We start from the raw sequence: 15,864 nt of genomic DNA on the forward strand, positions 1-15,864 counted from the left end.
TCCGGGCTTATCACGCACCGCATCGGCATCGACGATTTCCAAGCCGGCTTCGATGCAATGCGCAGCGGCAGTTCCGGCAAGGTGGTGATGGATTGGTAGGAGGCGGTCGGGACTAGCCTTCGAGGGCGCGATCTACGGCGTGAACCTCCGGGGCGATGTGATTCCGATTCCTGAGGTCGATGATGATGATGTCGCTTTCCCACCCAGGGCTGCCGTGTGTGGTTGGCGGTAGGCTGGCGGACTTGCGCTCATACGGGGCCGCAGAGCTCCGCCGTTTGTTCCAGTGCAGCCGCACCATCGCGGCGGGGACTTGTCGCTGCGAAACTGATCAGCGGTGGGGCGTCTTGGCGCGGATCAGCGCGTCAGCCATGTAGAGGTCCTGGAGGGAGATACCGGAGCTGTCGAAGACAGTGATTTCGGTGTCGGAGAGGCGTCCGGACACACGCTTGGCAATGACGTCGCCGATTGGTGTAACTGCAAGCACGCCGGCGTCGATCTCGTCGCGCACGTGTTGGAACTCGCCGATCTGAACGGACTGGGAAAGCAGATCACAAAACAGATGTGCGTTGGGAAATAGTGCGCTCGGCAATTCGCGCTTGCCTGGAGCATCCGACCCCATGCTGACGATATGGGTTCCGGGTCCCACCCAAGCGGCATCGAACAGCGGTTCGCGTGAGGGTGTCGCCGTGACCACGATGTCGGCCGCACGCACGGCTTCTTCGGGCATAACAGCGCGCGCCTGCAGGCCCAATTCGCCGATCTGATCGACAAAAGCGTCGCGCCGCGGCGAAGGCGGGGCCACCACCAACACGCTTTCGATTGCGCGGATGCGTGCCAGCGCTCTCACTTCGAAGCCCGCCTGGTTGCCGGCGCCGAATATCGCCAGAACCTTGGCCTGCTTGCGCGCAAGAAGATCAGCTGCAACCGCGTCGGCTGCGGCCGTCCTGTAGGCGTTCACCTTTCCGGCCTCGATTACGGCGCGGAGCCGTCCTGTATTCTGATCGAGCAGCACGATGGTGGAGTTGTGGCGGGGAAGGCCACGTGCCGGGTTGCCTGACCAGAAGGAGCCGATTTTCACTCCGGTCAGGTCGTCCGACGAGCCGGATTTGATAGAGAAGGTATTGCTCGCCTCCTGCGTGCGCCCGATGACAGCAGGGAAGACCCAGCTCTGCCCCGATGCTGCTGCCACGAGCGCCTCCCGCGCCGCCTCGAAGGCAAGTTCATGCGTGACAAGGGCGGCTGACTCGTCTTCGCTGATGTAGATCATCCGAAATTCCTTCTGAGCATCAAGCGCTCATCGCTGAGACGTGTCGCGGCTATGCCATCGTGGAGGCTGAGAACGCATCCGTTTTGGATGGGTGCGGAGGACACGCCGAGCGAGGGTAATCACAAAACGGGGACTCAAGCTGCCCGCTATTTCTTCGCCTGATTTGTGCAACCTTGCGTGCCGAGGAACTGACGAAAACGAATGATCTCGCTTATTTGAAAGGGCAAAACAGCAGAGAAATCTGCTGTTGGGGCGCAATTCTAAGGTCCACTTCAATTCGACAGTGATCAAGAGACGGCACCTCCCATGGCCCCCCAACTCGAGCGAGACATCGTCATCCCTAGCGAACTGATGATATTGGAAACCCGTCATTTGCCGGGCGCGCTGAAGCTGTCGCAGGAGATGGGCTGGCCCTATCGCCTGGAGGATTGGGAATTCGCCGCCACTGTCGGCGGGGGGCTGGTTCTCGAGCAGGCAGGGCAGGTGATTGGTACCGCCATGTCGTGGATTTACGGCAAGGCTTTTGCCACCGTCGGCATGATCATCGTCACTGGCCCTGCGCAAGGCGGTGGCAACGGTTCGCGGCTGTTTGATGGATTGCTTGAGGCTGTGCAGTGTCGCAATGTGCTGCTCACGTCCACCGAAGAGGGGCTCGCGCTTTACAAGCGCCGCGGCTTCACTGGCTGGGGCACGGTGCTCCAGCACCAAGGCCTGCTGACCACTGCGGTGACGCGGGGGGGCGGTAACGGTGTGCGTCAGGCGACGATCTCCGACCTCGCCGCGATCCAGGCGTTCGATGAACGGGCCACGGGCATGCCGCGACCATCGATGGTCGCGGCACTCGCCGATGTGGGCAAGGTCGTCGTAGTCGAACGCGACGGGCGGATTGCCGGCTACGCCATCAGCAGGAGGTTCGGCCGTGGCTATGTCATCGGCCCCTGTGCGGCCGAGAGTGACCAGGATGCGCGGCTTTTGATCTTGGCGCAGCTTTCTAGGCTTCATGATCAATTCGTTCGCATCGATATCTATGCCGAAGATGGATTGGGCGATTGGCTCGAGAGCCTCGGCCTCCAGCAGGTCAGCTCGGCGACTGCCATGGTCAAGGGGCAGCGGCCTGTCTCCGAGGGCTCAGCCCATATGTACGCGCTGGCAAACCAGTCGTTCACCTAGGAAACGAGATGATGAACAAGATGGCGGCAAACCTGGCAGCGAGCGAGACGACTGAGACGATCGACGCCTTGATTACCCCAGCGCTGCTTTTGGATCGCGGACGGCTCGAGCGCAATATTCAGCGCCTGGCTGAGCGTGCCAAGGAGCTTGGCGTGGTGCTGCGCCCGCATATGAAAACGGCCAAAAGCATCGACGTCGCCCGATACGCGTTCCCTCGCGAGCCCGGTCCGATCACGGTCTCGACCATCGCCGAGGCGGAATATTTCGCGGACCACGGCTTTCGCGACATCACTTATGCGGTTGGCATCTCGCCGGCTTCGGCCAGGCGCGCCATGGAGCTTTGTCGCCGTACCGACGCTGATGTGAAGCTGTTGCTCGATACTGTGGAGCAGGCCGATGTCTTGGCCGACGCGCGCCAAGTCACCGGCATGACGCCATCGGTCTTCATAGAACTGGACTGCGATGACCATCGCGGCGGATTGAAGCCGGACGACCCGAGATTGCCCGACGTGGCCGGCAGGGTCGGCGCTGCCGGTGCCAAGCTCGTCGGGGTTCTCGCTCATGCGGGCGAATCCTACGGCTTGAACACGCCCGATGCCCTGGTCAGGGCAGCGGAGAACGAGCGTTCAGCCACCGTGCGCGCAGCTGAAATCTTGCGCGCCCATGGCCATGCCTGTCCGACCGTCAGCGTCGGCTCGACGCCAACCGCGCATTTCGCTCAGAATCTCGAGGGTGTCACGGAGTTGCGCGCCGGGGTCTACATGTTCTTCGATCTCGTTCAGCACGGGGTTGGCGTCTGCGACCGCGATGATATCGCGATTTCCGTATTAGCAACGGTGATCGGCTCGAAGCCGGAAAAGGGATGGGTGCTGGTCGACGCCGGGTGGATGGCGCTTTCGCGCGATCGGGGCACCGCAAACCAGCAGATCGACCAGGGTTACGGCGTGGTCTGCGACGAAAAGGGGCGGGTGCTGGAAGATGTGATCGTGGTCCAGGCCAGTCAGGAACACGGTATCCTCGCCATTCGTGCCGGTTCTGGGAAATCCATGCCCGAACTGCCGCTCGGGTCCCGGGTCCGGATCCTGCCCAACCATGCGTGTGCGATGGCCGCGCAGCATGATTTCTACAGTATCGTTAACGGGGACAGCCCCAGGATTGAAGAGCGTTGGGTGCGGATGCGCGGCTGGTAGGCGCGTACACACGCCTCGGATTTCGCCCGCTCAAATCAGCATTGGTGGTCAAGAAAATGAAGTTTACCTCTTACGGGCTGGATCTGTCGACGCTGATAGGCAGCACCATGACTGATGTCATGGATGGGCGCCCCGACCTGAACCCCTGGAAGGATTTCAACTGGCAGGCGATCCCCGGCCTTTTCGGGCGCCTCTGGTTCCTGCCGGTTCTGGGTGGCTATGATCGCATGAAGGGCCTTGTCGCGTGATGACACCCCTCGAACATCTGTCGCGCAACGGCCACCTGGACAAGTTTTTCATCGACGGTCAATGGGTCGAGCCGAGCGGCGCCGCCAAGGGCGTCGTGGTGAACCCCTCCACCGAAGAGGTTGTGGCTCGGTTTCCGCTCGGAAACAGCTTGGACGTTGATGCGGCCGTTGCACCGGCCCGCCATGCATTCGCCGCCTGGAGCCGGACCACGCCGGAATATCGTGCCGGTCTGCTCGATCGCCTGCAGGTGATGCTCGAGGCGCGGGGCGAACTGATGGCTCAATGCCTTACCCTCGAAATGGGCGCGGCGATCGGCTATGCGCGCAGCGCTCAGGTACCGCTGGCGATCGCGCATGTTAAGGCTGCGCGTGATGTGCTGACAGCCTTTCCCTTCGTCAAGCAGCGGGGGCAAACCGCCATCACCCACGAACCGATTGGTGTCTGCGCACTGATTACGCCGTGGAACTGGCCGCTTTACCAGATCACCGCCAAGGTTTCGCCGGCGCTCGCGGCAGGCTGCACGGTCGTGTTGAAGCCAAGCGAGCTTTCTCCCCTGAACGCTCTGCTGTTCGCCGAGGCGATCGAGGAAGCCGGCTTCCCTGCCGGAGTGTTCAATCTGGTGCAAGGGGATGGCGCATGCGTGGGTGCTAGTCTGGCATCCCATCCGAATGTCGATATGATCTCCATTACCGGGTCCACCCGCGCGGGCATTGCCGTGGCCCAGGCGGCAGCGCCGACCATCAAGCGTGTCGCCCAGGAACTCGGTGGCAAGTCCCCGAACGTGATCCTGCCGGACGCCGATCTCGACCGCGCCGTTTCCCTGGGCATAGCCGCCGCCTTTCGCAATCTCGGCCAGTCATGCAGCGCTCCGACGCGCATGATCGTGCCACGCGAGCGGCTGTCCGAGATCGAGGCAATCGCCAAGAGGGTCGCGGGCCAGATCGTCGTCGGCGATCCTCTTTCGGAAGCCACCACTCACGGTGCGATCGCCAATCGTACCCAATTCGACCGAATACAAACCATGATCGACGTGGGCATTTCGGAAGGCGCCAGGCTCATCATCGGCGGACCGGGTCGTGCACACGATCTGAACGTCGGCCTCTATGTGAAGCCGACGATCTTTTCGGACGTGCGCACCCAGATGCGCATTGCCCAGGAAGAAGTTTTTGGGCCGGTCCTCTGCATTATCCCCTATGACACAATCGAAGAGGCCGTCACCATCGCCAACGACACGGTGTACGGCTTGGGGGGCCATGTGCAAGGCGAGGACTTGGAGGTCGTCAGGGACGTCGCGTCGCGCATTCGGTCCGGTCAGATTCATCTCAACTACCCGGCCTGGGATCCGCATGCCCCGTTTGGCGGTTTCAAGCAGTCCGGAAACGGACGAGAATATGGTCTTGAGGGCATGCTGGAATATCTCGAGGTGAAATCCGTCCTCGGCTACTTCTAGGTGGCATCTAGGCGTGGCGCTGAGGCTGCGGCGGAGGCCATGATGTGCCTTCGGAAAGGCCGCTACCTCAACCGACACTGCTCGGTCCCGATCAATATCGCTGAGCGAGCCGTCTCTTGAAAACCCGAAGCCAGTCGTGATCCCACCGCCAGCAGGAAATATCCAAGCGCCGCGGCAAACAGAGGCTCGTTAACCCGAACCGTCTGAGCGCGAACGAGGTTGGCTGCACCCATCAGGTCGAAGACCGTGATTGTCGACGCCAATGCGGTCCCCTTCAGGAGCAGGATGTTCTGGCCGCCGATCGCTGGCAGGGCCAACTGAAAGCCTGCGGGAGAAGGACGGAAATCATGATCCGGGTTTTGGACAGGCCAAGCGATCGGCCGGCCTCTTGCTGTCGTTCTGGAATGGTCTGGATCGCACCTCTCCATATCTCGCCACAGTAGGCCGCGGTGTTTGATAACTTGGACTAAAAGATCTGGTTACATAGCATCGCCAAGAATGTTCCGATCAGGGTCTAGCCGCCTCGGCGCTCACGGCGCGCGAGAAACGAAGCCGTGAGATAGTAATCTTGCCTCGGCGTGCTCGCTGCAGGTCAATTCGGCACCAAAGTTACCCACCAACAACAGCGCTCAAGGAAGCGGCAGCGGTGCATCACTCAAAGTCCGAAGGTAGGCAATGAGGTCCGCCCGCTTGTTCTCGTCCTTCAATCCCGGGAAAGACATCTCCGTGCCGGGCAACGCGAGCGCGGGATTCGAGATGAAGAGATTGAGTTCCTCAAAGCTCCAATTACCACCAGCGTCCTTCATAGCAGATGAATACTGGACATCCGCTTGTGAACCCTTCTGGCGCCCAACGATGCTCCACAGACTGACCTTTTTGGGTACCCTGACGCCCGGAGAAAGATGACAGGCCACGCAGGTGCTGTCGTATATTACTTTGCCCGATTGAGCGTTTGCTGAGGCAAGCCGTGGTGAAATCGGCGCGATGGCCGGTTTTGCGGCGCCATGACTGCGCAAATAGGCTGCGACGTCCTCGTGCCCTGCGACCTTGGCCAGATGTAGCGGGGGACTTCCATTCGATGTCAGCGCGTTAACATCTGCTCCGACTTCTATAAGATGGACGACGCATGGGAGGCAGCCATTTTCGGCAGCAACGTGAAGCGGCGTCTGCGCTTTCGTCACCCGATTTGGGTCGGCCCCGTTGTCTAGCAGCAGCTTGACGATGTCAGCATGGCCGCCCTTGTTGGCGGCGTAGAGCGGCGTTCGCTGCCAGCTGACAGGTAGGTTGACGTCTGCCCCATGCCTGATCAGTAGCGCTGCCAACTCGACATTCCCGGCTTCTGAGGCGATGTAAAGTGCCGTAACGCCGTCGATTTCGTTGACATCGAGGCCCTTGTCCAAGGCGGCAGTGACCGCTGGCAAGTCGCCATTCTTGACCAGATCACCCAAGCTGCTCGCTTGCGCGGGCAGGGTCAGAAGCCAAAGGGCGCACGAACCCCATAGCATCCATTTGCATCCCGGCTTAACCATTGCATCCTCCCTGAGGCTGCTCGTCTCGACCTTACAAATTGACCTGCAATCTAACCCAAAGCAGAGTGTTAGTACACGCTAATGTACCTAGGACGTAGACTCACTACCGCGTACCCATATGCGGACGGAGACGAGTTTGAGGGCAGCGAGGTGATTTTCTGCCAGCTTGTCATACCGAGTTGCAATGCGGCGAAACTGCTTGGCCTTGTTGAAGAAGCGTTCGACCAAGTTGCGGGCCTTGTAGAGGAAGGGGCTGAAGCACATCGGGTCCTTGCGGTTGGCCTTGGGCGGGATGTTGGCCCATGCCTTTTTCTCGGTGACGGCATTGCGCAAGGCGTTGGCATCATAGCCCTTGTCGGCGAGCAGCATGGCACCTTCGGGCAAATCCTTGATCAAGTCCGCCGCGGATTCCGCTCCAACTTGAAACCCGCCTGTCGACAAACGACCCTACTCGGACGTAGGGAACCTAAGCTGCAGATCTCGACAGCTGGCGTTGGAACTGGACTCCGCCAGCGTTCCGAAAATGGCGCGGACAGGGAAAGCAAGTATGTTCGGTGGATTCGAACTGGAACGGATCAAGCTTCCCGAGGCCACTCTCCGGTACCGGGTTGGTGGCAAAGGGGAGCCGCTACTACTTTTGCATGGTCATCCTCGCACACATGCAACTTGGCACCGAATAGCGCCAATACTCGCAGAGCAATACACCGTCGTCTGCCCCGACCTGCGTGGCTTCGGCCAATCCTCCAAGCCTGCCGATACACCGGATCACGCCGGGTCATCGAAGCGTGCAAAGGCAAGAGATTGCGTTGCACTCATGCGCCAGCTTGGCTTCGGCCGCTTCGGCCTCGTCGGGCACGACAGAGGATCCTATACAGCCTTTCGAACCGCAATGGACCACCCGGACTCGGTCAGTCGCCTCGCGATCTTGGACGGTATCCCAATCGCGGACGCGTTGGCACGGTGCGATGCCCGCTTCGCGTCTGCTTGGTGGCACTGGTTTTTCTTCGCGCAAGCGGAGAAGCCCGAGCGGGCGATTCTGGCTGATCCGGATGCCTGGTACGGTGGCAGTCCGGAAGCGATGGGAGTGGAGTCTTACGCTGACTTTCATGCTGCCATCCATGATCCGGAAACGGTTCATGGCATGATCGAGGACTACCGGGCGGGATTAGGCATTGACCGCCAGCATGACGAAGATGATCGGTCGGCAGGTCGGAAGCTCGCTTGCCCCCTGCTTGTGCTCTGGTCCGCCCGGGACGATCTGGAGGATCTGCACGGTGATATCCTTGGCATCTGGCGAGAATGGGCTTCCGACGTCAGAGGCCGTTGCATCGACTGCGGCCACCATATGGCCGAAGAAGCACCCGAAGAATTGGCCACCGAGCTAGCAGCATTCTTCCAAACATCTTAAGCTGCGTCAGCTTCCACCAACAGCTCTCTTCCGCGTCCCACCCGTCCCGGCCACTCCGCATTAATGAGTTCACGGCCTAGTATCGGCTTGGACGGTGGTGGTGATGCCGATATTTATGGCCAATGTCATTGCCTTTTCCCACCGCCGGCGGTGCGGGCGGTGGTGCCAGTCTCGGTGGTAGACCTGCCGCACTTCTGCCTGTTCAAAACGGGAACCGCGCCAATGGCGTGCCGGAACCGCCGAGCTAAGGGAACCGGAGAGCGAGAAGAACGCCTGCGGCAAACGCCTCATCGCCTTCTACGACAGCCTCTCCCACTAAAGCTGGCCATCCATTCATTCCCGTAACTCGCGATCCTCATCATTTTCAGCGATGGGCGGCCCAATGAGGCCGGCATCGCCACCACGGAAATCACTGACGAAGTGCCCAGCGTGTTCGACGTCATCGCCGAAGCCATGGATCACCGCGAGGCGGCACGCCTTGACACTGATCGGCACCGCTTTACTCGTTCCCGACGCGTTCCCATTTTGGTCTTCCGCAACGGCAGGCTGGTGATCTCATGTTATGTCGACTTACGTGGCGAAGGCAGCGGAGAACCGGCGCGGCTTCAACCTCGTCACGCGAGGACTGGAGAGATCAGTCCAAAGGCCTCGGCAACTTGCTGCGGCACGCCGATTTAGCAAGGTGCTTTCGGCAAAGCGGGGCGCCGCGGTGACGAACTGGAAGCAGATGGTTGCCACCTTGGGCACGCAGATGCAGCGCGCCGGCTTCGATCGAGACATCACCAACCGCGAACTTCGCGAGTTCCACAACGCCGTTCAGCGCGAGCTTTGGCTGCGATCTGGACAGGGTCAGCGGCCCGGAGGCAGCGCCGCGTGACCCGGCTCCGATCTGAGAGCCGGGTCCGGCGTAAGAAGATCAGTAGTCGTTGTTCTCGATGACGACGTGACGATGGCGGTGGTGCATCGGGCGGTCGTCCGAACGCTTGATGATGATGGTATCTGGACGATGATGTCTGCGCCAATGATGGCGATTCCCGTTGTCGTAAAACGCCTCGGTGCCATGACGGCGATGATGGAGGCGAGCTCCGTCCTCATTGATGACGACAGCGTCCGCACCATGGTGATGGCGGTGCTGGTTCGTGGTGAGAACCATCGCATCCGCCGAGGCAATGGAAGGCGCGGCCAAGCAAAGCGCCAGCGCGCCCAGAATCAGGGTGGTTTTCATGTTCAACTCTCCAAGGAAGTAAGATGCCCTTCGGTCAATAAACATCGTTTGCACATTTTGGTTCCTGTCTGGATTATTGGACGTTGAGAACTCGTTAGTCGAGGTTGGGTTTGAAGTGGTCGCCGCGCACCGAGGAGCGGACTTTGACGCCGTAATTCTGGACGTGAATCTCAACGGAGCCGAAACCTATCCCGTCGCCGAGGCGCTCACCGAAAGGTCGATACCCTTCGTCTTTTCGACTGGCTACGGCGCCGGGGGCATTCCTCAAGGTTTCCGGAACGTCCCCGTCCTCGGGAAGCCCTTTGAACGGGGCGACTTGGAAAGGGCACTCAGGGTTGCCCTGAATAGCTAGTCGATGGGGGCTGCGATCAATGGGCAGGGCGAAGCGGCGTCCCGGTTATCGGTGAACGAGTTCGGGACCAGTCTTCGAACCGGCGACAGTGGGCATATCTGGCACACCGCTGCCTGAGAGCGCTTATCACTCTCGTTCCGATGAGGCGTAGCGATGACCCCTCGGCACATGTGCCTTGTCGTGGCCCGTCCCTACCAGCGCGCTTCTTCATAGGCGATAAGAGCTCCAACGCTTCAAATTCGAGCCGCCGGAGATTCGCGGAGCCGATGCGGCCCTGACTTTCAGATATTCAGGCTATGCCGCGGTGCAGATCGACACGCGACAGGCTTCGGCATGGGCCAGCCAATTGGTTAGAATAGCTGACATTGACTTTTAGGAACGAGAGGCTGAGGAATTGGGGTTTCATCGGCTGATCGCCGCCACCGTAGCGGAGCAGGAGGCTGTGGTTCAGCGGGGGCTCAGCCTTCCAGCGCGGGCACGCTGCACTTGAGGTCCGAGATCAACCCGTCCGTCAGCCCATATACCCAGCCGTGTATCCGAACGCGCTTGCCGCGCTTCCAAGCCCACTGCACGATTGGTGTCCGCTCAAGACGCGCAACCTGGTTGCGCGTGCTCATTTCACAAACAAGCCTGAGGCGCGAGCTCAGATCGGGGAGGCGGTCGAGGTCGTCCTTGTTCTGCTCGGCCACATCCCGAATGGGCTGCAGCCAATGGTCGATGATTCCGTGCCTTTCTCCGTCGAGCGCAGCTCGAATGCCGCCACAACCATAGTGGCCACAGACGATGACATGTGACACCTCCAACACGTCTATCGCGTACTCGAGGACCGACAGCAGGTTCAGGTCGCTTGGGTGAACAAGGTTTGCAACATTGCGATGCACGAAGACTTCACCCGGCTCCAAGCCGGTGATCGTGTTGGCAGGTACCCTGCTGTCCGAACAACCGATCCACAGGTATTGCGGTCGCTGAAGATTGGAAAGCCGTTCGAAATAATGGGGATCGTCGCGGCGGCGTTCTTCGGACCAGGCCCGGTTTTTCTCAAACAGCTCATTCAGCATGACTTGACCTCCAACACAGCAGGGGCGTGGCCACGGCCGCGCTCGGACATTTAGGTCACTACAGCGGTCCTGACAGGATGGCCAATGTCTTGAGGTTGAGTGGAGCCTTTGTTGCCCCGTTGATCGACGCCGCATTGCGGCGCAGCGGCTTGCCAAGGAGGGTACCACTGGACCTTCGCGAGGCTTTCAAAGTTAGTTTGCCTCCAACCCGGAGCCTGATCATGGCCTCGCCTGGTAGTTCGAACAACGCCCCACCGTCTGAACCGCTCGCAGGGCGGTAGCCGGCCACACCGTCGCCCGCTACGGCCCTATGTCAAGGATAACCGATGAACGTCGCCATGTGCAGCTCGACAGTCTGATGATGGCGGTCGCTGCCATCCATAATGCACTGGTGCATCACGGCGTTCTTTCCATCGACGACGCCTTGTAGAAGGCCGAAGGCATTCCGTCGCCTGCGAGGAAAGGGTCTTAGAGAATATGCCGCCCGCCAACAGGGACGCGGTCTGTTTTTCGTAGCGGCTGCTCCAGCTCGCGAATGTTTCCTAGGACGAGAGCGGCGTGCCGCCATTTGCGGAATTAGCGCGACAGGTTGGCCTCACCAAAGAAGCTTGCAACGATTAGAGGTAACCCGAAGAGGCGAGTAGCCAGCTCGACGAAGCCGAGGCTCGTAGAGGTGTATTTTCTCTTCGGGCTGGGGTTTTTTCTCACCGATTGATGGCCGGCTAACAACTTTACGTGAACAACTGGAACCGTTTGGATCGGGCGGAGTTTGAGGGCTGATTCCTGGAGGATTCAATGCGGATTGCGCTTTCGTCGGTGGCTTTGGCTGCCATTACCGCATCTTCTTGGGCGCAGTCGACAGCGCCGTCTCCTCCGCAGAAATCGTATTCCGGCGCGACGGCCAACTTCGCCGGAGCAGCACAGCCCGGCGAATGGACCAGTCAGGCGCGCGACTATGCCAACACGCGGTTCAGCCCTCTTGACCAGATAAATGCCGCCAATGTCGGTAAACTGAAAGTCGCCTGGACCTTTTCCGACGGCACGCAATACGGCCATGAAGGCGCGCCGCTGGTCGTCGGCGACACCATGTATGTGGTGACGCCCTATCCCAACACCGCCTATGCGCTCGATCTCTCGAAGCCGGGCCCGTCGATCAAATGGAAGTTCGATCCCAACCCTTCGCCGCAGGCGATCGGTAAGGCGTGTTGCGACGCCGTTATCCGCGGATGGGCCTATGCCGACGGCAAGCTGATCTATAACATGCTCGACGACCATACCGTCGCCGTGGACGCCGCTACCGGCAAGCAGGCGTGGCGCACCGCGATGGACGACGTCAAGCATGGCGTGACCTTGACACAGTCTGCTTTCGTGGCGGACGGCAAGGTTTTCGTCGGCAATTCCGGCGGCGAAATGGGCGTCAACGGCTGGCTGGCGGCCCTGGATGTCGCCACCGGCAAGGAGTTGTGGCGCGCGCATGCCGTGGGATCGGACAAGGACGTCCGTATCGATAATACCTTCAAGCCTTATTACGACTGGATGAAAGGCAAGGACCTCGGAATCAATACCTGGCCGTCGGGCGCCTGGGATACGGGCGCCGGCGCGTCGTGGGGCTTCGTCTCCTATGACGAGAAAACAAAAACCCTCTATTACGGCACCAGCAATCCGGGGCCGCGCGTTCCGGTCCAGCGGCCCGGGGACAATTTATGGACCAGCGCCATGTTCGCGCGCGATCCGGAAACCGGCATGGCCAAATGGGCCTACCAGTTCACGCCGCACGATCAGTGGGACTATGACGGTGTCAACGAGGCCGTGCTGCTCGATATGCCGATCAACGGCAAGATGCGCCACACCTTGGTCCACTTCGATCGCAACACCTATGCGTACACGATCGACCGGAACACCGGCGAGGTGCTGTTGGCCAACAATTTCGCCTATCAGAACTGGTCGACCGGCTTCGACATGAAAACCGGGCGTCCTACCGTCGACCCCGCGCGCGAGCCCAAGCCTGGGGTGAAGATCGACCGGGTGTGTCCGCCCGACATCGGCCAGAAGGACTGGGAGCCACCGGCGTTCAACCCGAATACAGGCCTGCTCTACGTCGGTGTGTTCAACATCTGCATGGGACTTACCGATCACGAGGTCTCCTACATCGCCGGCACGCCCTATGACGGGATGGAGATGGAACGGTTTTCGGTCGATGGCCCCGACGGAAACTGGGGCGGCCTGATAGCCTGGGATCCCGCGCACGGCAAGAAGATCTGGGAAGTCCCGGAAAAGTTCATGGTGATGAGCGGCGTCATCGCGACCGCCAGCAACCTGATTTTCTACGGCACCACTGACGGCTGGTTCCGTGCCGTCGATGCCTGGACGGGCAAGGTCCTGTGGTCGCAAAAACTCGGTTCGGGCATCATCGGCCAGCCCATCACCTATATGGGTCCGGACCATCGGCAATACGTGGCCGTGGCCGCCGGGGTAGGGGGTGCGGCCATGGTGCAGAAGGATCGGCCCGGCTTCCTGCCGCGCGGCAATACGATCTACGTGTTTTCCGTCGATGGCGACACTATCCAGACGGCCGCCGATACCGCGCCGACCCCCGTCGGGGCTGTGGCGGCACAACAATAGGGCGCGGCGGATTCGACATGTCACCCGGACGTCTCCTTATTGCGCTCGTCGTGGTGGTCGCGGTCGTCGCCGGGGCGACCGGCTGGCTTCTCCAATCGGGCAAGCCGGCGGCAAACCGGATCGACGTTGCCTACCCGGAAGGCGTGGCCGCCGTCGTCCCCCTCGGTCTCACCGCCGGTAAGGCGCCGGCCGTCAACGTCAGCCTCGCCAATCCGCTGGCCGACGATCCAAGTTCGGTGGCGGAGGGCAAGAAGCTTTTCAGATCGATGAATTGCGCCGGTTGTCATGGCTATGGCGCCAAAGGCGGTATGGGTCCTGACCTGACCGACCCCGCCTGGCGCTACGGCGGTACTCCGATCGAAGTATACAAGAGCATATACGAAGGGCGGCCGCAGGGCATGCCGGCCTGGGGAAATGCCCTTCCGTCCAACTCCCTGTGGCAGTTGGTGACTTATATCCAGTCGCTGGGCGGGACGTTCAGCCCACCACCGGCGGGAAGCGAACAGCAGGCTGCGGTCGGTCAGGGAAGGGGGGCCCAGACGGGCAAGACCCCATGAGACACCGAGCCGCGCTTCTCGCCATCCTGGCGCTGCCCGGCTGCAGCACGCCGCTCAGCTATCTCGACGCCACCAGCCCGGTCGGCGGCGTCATCGCAAACCTCGGTTTGGGCCTGACGGCCATTTCCGTCGGGGTTTGCGTCATCACCGGCGTGCTGCTGGTGGTCGCCATATGGCGCCGGCGACCGGTCGGCGAGCTCGAGATCGCCCCGGTTAACGACCGCGCAGCCATTCGCTGGATCGGCATCGGTGTGGCAATCTCGACGGTCTTCCTGCTGGGTTCGGCGGTATGGACGCTGGCTACGGTGAGCTCGATCGGCGAACCGGCGCAGGCCAAGGCACTCAGCATCGACGTCATCGGCCAGGAATGGTGGTGGGCCGTCAAATACCATTCGAGCGACCCCGCCCGCGAATTCGGCACCGCCAACCAGCTTGTGATCCCGGTGGGCGTGCCGGTCCAGATCAATCTCACCTCAAGGGACGTCATCCATTCCTTCTGGGTGCCGAAGCTCGGCGGCAAGATGGACATGATACCGTCGCGCACCAACGTCACCTGGCTCGAGGCCGACAAGGTCGGCGACTTTCGCGGCCAGTGCAGCGAGTTCTGCGGGCTGCAGCACGCCAACATGGCCTTCACCGTGCGCGTCCTGTCGCAAGCGGATTTCAACGCCTGGTGGGACCGCCAGCTTCAACCGGCAACGGGTTCGGCCGACGATCCTCGGCTTAGAACCTTCATGGCGCGCTGCGCCGCGTGCCACACGATCCGCGGCACGCCCGCCGGCGGCATCCTCGGGCCCGACCTGTCTCACTTCGGCGACCGCGAGACGATCGCCTCCGGACTCATGTCCAATACACCGCAGAACCTCGCCCGCTGGATCAACAACACCCAGACCATCAAGCCGGGCGTGAAGATGCCAGAACTGGGCATGCTGGCGAGCGAGATCGACGGCGTGACGTCCTATCTGGAGGGCCTCAAGTAATGGTCGTCCATGTCGATACGATCAACCCCGCCGAACGCCAGAGACTGCTCGGAATCTGGGAAACCGCGCCCGGCCTTTACGGATGGCTAGCGAGCGTCGACCACAAGACCATCGGCATCCGCTATCTCTGTACGGCGTTTTTCTTCCTGGTGATCGGCGGCATGGAAGCCCTTGTGATGCGCGTGCAGTTGGCGCAACCCGAGCTCAAAGTGCTGTCGCCCGACGCCTACAACCAGCTCTTTTCGATGCACGGCACGACGATGATGTTTCTCTACGCATTGCCGATGCTGTCCGGTTTTTCCAATTATCTGTGGCCGCTGATGCTTGGCTCGCGGGACATGGCGTTTCCGCGCCTCAACGCGCTCAGCTACTGGGTCTTCCTTTTTGCTGGTGTTTTTCTCTATGCGAGTTTTCCGCTCGGCCAAGCGCCCAACGGCGGCTGGTTCGCCTATGTGCCCAACACCAGCCTTGAATACGATCCCGGCATCAACATGGACGTGTTCGCGCTGGGCCTGATCTTCCTGGGCATCTCGACGGTGGTCGGCTCGGCGAATTTCATCGTTACGCTGTTGCGCTGCCGCGCGCCGGGAATGTCCGTCAACCGGCTGCCCATCCTGGTCTGGGGCACGCTGACGGCGTCGGCGGCCAATCTGCTCGCGGTCCCGGCAGTCAGCCTTGCCTGCGCCATGCTCTGGCTCGACCGGCGCTACGGCACCCACTTCTTCGAGATGAGCGGTGGCGGACAGCCGCTGCTGTGGCAGCACCTGTTCTGGATCTTCGGCCATCCATGGGTTTACGCCCTAGTGC

The 15,864-nt window shown here is 61.0% G+C and carries 16 protein-coding genes and 1 pseudogene; 10 read left to right on the forward strand and 7 right to left on the reverse strand.

Annotated features, from left to right (window positions below):
- Nucleotides 1-328: 328 nt before the first annotated feature.
- Nucleotides 329-1,267: an ornithine cyclodeaminase family protein gene (locus tag EN991_RS04840; RefSeq protein ID WP_127368277.1), complete on the reverse strand. Its 939-nt coding sequence runs from the start codon at nucleotides 1,265-1,267 to the stop codon at nucleotides 329-331.
- A gap of 306 nt (nucleotides 1,268-1,573) precedes the next feature.
- On the opposite strand from EN991_RS04840, the gene EN991_RS04845 reads away from it, so the two are divergent.
- From EN991_RS04845 to EN991_RS04860, 4 genes are read left to right on the forward strand one after another with little or no spacing between them, the layout of a single operon-like run.
- Entirely contained in the window at nucleotides 1,574-2,437 is an 864-nt protein-coding gene (locus EN991_RS04845) for a GNAT family N-acetyltransferase (protein ID WP_127368278.1), read from the forward strand.
- Between the two features lie 11 nt (nucleotides 2,438-2,448).
- On the forward strand, nucleotides 2,449-3,627 hold the full coding sequence (locus EN991_RS04850) for an alanine racemase (RefSeq protein ID WP_127368287.1): 1,179 nt from the start codon (nucleotides 2,449-2,451) through the stop codon (nucleotides 3,625-3,627).
- Nucleotides 3,628-3,683: 56 nt separating this feature from the next.
- On the forward strand, nucleotides 3,684-3,875 hold the full coding sequence (locus EN991_RS04855) for a hypothetical protein (protein WP_206519153.1): 192 nt from the start codon (nucleotides 3,684-3,686) through the stop codon (nucleotides 3,873-3,875).
- The gene (locus tag EN991_RS04860; protein WP_127368279.1) at nucleotides 3,872-5,326 is read left to right on the forward strand and encodes an aldehyde dehydrogenase family protein; all 1,455 of its coding nucleotides are present in this window, start codon (nucleotides 3,872-3,874) and stop codon (nucleotides 5,324-5,326) included. Before EN991_RS04855 ends, EN991_RS04860 begins: the two co-directional genes overlap by 4 nt.
- 62 nt (nucleotides 5,327-5,388) lie before the next feature.
- On the opposite strand, the gene EN991_RS04865 is transcribed toward EN991_RS04860, so the two are convergent.
- The 3 genes and pseudogenes from EN991_RS04865 to EN991_RS04880 all read right to left on the reverse strand — a co-directional run.
- Entirely contained in the window at nucleotides 5,389-5,643 is a 255-nt protein-coding gene (locus EN991_RS04865) for a hypothetical protein (RefSeq protein WP_127368280.1), read from the reverse strand.
- Nucleotides 5,644-5,955: 312 nt separating this feature from the next.
- Nucleotides 5,956-6,774, reverse strand: a complete 819-nt coding sequence (locus EN991_RS04875; RefSeq protein WP_164768867.1) for an ankyrin repeat domain-containing protein — start codon at nucleotides 6,772-6,774, stop codon at nucleotides 5,956-5,958.
- A gap of 168 nt (nucleotides 6,775-6,942) precedes the next feature.
- Nucleotides 6,943-7,251 (reverse strand): annotated as a pseudogene (locus EN991_RS04880) (transposase); the annotation flags it as partial.
- A 151-nt stretch (nucleotides 7,252-7,402) separates the two neighbouring features.
- Between EN991_RS04880 and EN991_RS04885 the strand changes: the two are divergent.
- Nucleotides 7,403-8,263, forward strand: a complete 861-nt coding sequence (locus EN991_RS04885) for an alpha/beta hydrolase (RefSeq protein WP_127368289.1) — start codon at nucleotides 7,403-7,405, stop codon at nucleotides 8,261-8,263.
- A 333-nt stretch (nucleotides 8,264-8,596) separates the two neighbouring features.
- Here the strand turns inward: EN991_RS04885 and EN991_RS39750 are convergent, their stop codons facing one another.
- A complete protein-coding gene (locus EN991_RS39750) occupies nucleotides 8,597-8,758 on the reverse strand; it encodes a hypothetical protein (RefSeq protein WP_164766092.1) in 162 nt (53 codons plus the stop codon).
- A 67-nt stretch (nucleotides 8,759-8,825) separates the two neighbouring features.
- Here EN991_RS39750 and EN991_RS41625 point away from each other — a divergent pair, with 67 nt between their 5' ends.
- Nucleotides 8,826-9,140 (forward strand): DUF6074 family protein, encoded by a 315-nt coding sequence (locus EN991_RS41625; protein ID WP_245469170.1) that lies wholly within the window; start codon nucleotides 8,826-8,828, stop codon nucleotides 9,138-9,140.
- 39 nt (nucleotides 9,141-9,179) lie between these two features.
- On the opposite strand, the gene EN991_RS04895 is transcribed toward EN991_RS41625, so the two are convergent.
- Together EN991_RS04895 and EN991_RS04905 are read right to left on the reverse strand one after the other, a co-directional pair.
- On the reverse strand, nucleotides 9,180-9,488 hold the full coding sequence (locus tag EN991_RS04895; RefSeq protein WP_127368283.1) for a hypothetical protein: 309 nt from the start codon (nucleotides 9,486-9,488) through the stop codon (nucleotides 9,180-9,182).
- 810 nt (nucleotides 9,489-10,298) lie between these two features.
- Complete coding sequence (locus EN991_RS04905) at nucleotides 10,299-10,898, reverse strand: carbonic anhydrase (RefSeq protein WP_127368284.1); 600 nt, start codon at nucleotides 10,896-10,898, stop codon at nucleotides 10,299-10,301.
- A gap of 795 nt (nucleotides 10,899-11,693) precedes the next feature.
- Between EN991_RS04905 and EN991_RS04915 the strand changes: the two genes are divergently transcribed.
- From EN991_RS04915 to EN991_RS04930, 4 genes are all read left to right on the forward strand, one after another.
- Nucleotides 11,694-13,520, forward strand: coding sequence for a PQQ-dependent dehydrogenase, methanol/ethanol family (locus EN991_RS04915; RefSeq protein WP_245460898.1), 1,827 nt, complete (start codon nucleotides 11,694-11,696; stop codon nucleotides 13,518-13,520).
- Between the two features lie 17 nt (nucleotides 13,521-13,537).
- Nucleotides 13,538-14,077, forward strand: a complete 540-nt coding sequence (locus EN991_RS04920; RefSeq protein ID WP_127368285.1) for a c-type cytochrome — start codon at nucleotides 13,538-13,540, stop codon at nucleotides 14,075-14,077.
- Nucleotides 14,074-15,057 (forward strand): cytochrome c oxidase subunit II, encoded by a 984-nt coding sequence (coxB, locus tag EN991_RS04925; protein WP_127368286.1) that lies wholly within the window; start codon nucleotides 14,074-14,076, stop codon nucleotides 15,055-15,057. Before EN991_RS04920 ends, coxB begins: the two co-directional genes overlap by 4 nt.
- Nucleotides 15,057-15,864: cbb3-type cytochrome c oxidase subunit I (locus EN991_RS04930; protein ID WP_206519156.1), on the forward strand; the 808-nt coding region annotated here is incomplete at its 3' end. The genes coxB and EN991_RS04930, both read left to right, overlap by 1 nt.

The organism is Mesorhizobium sp. M7A.F.Ca.US.005.03.2.1 (genome assembly GCF_003997795.1).
In the GTDB taxonomy this organism is placed as follows: Bacteria; Pseudomonadota; Alphaproteobacteria; order Rhizobiales; family Rhizobiaceae; genus Mesorhizobium; species Mesorhizobium ciceri.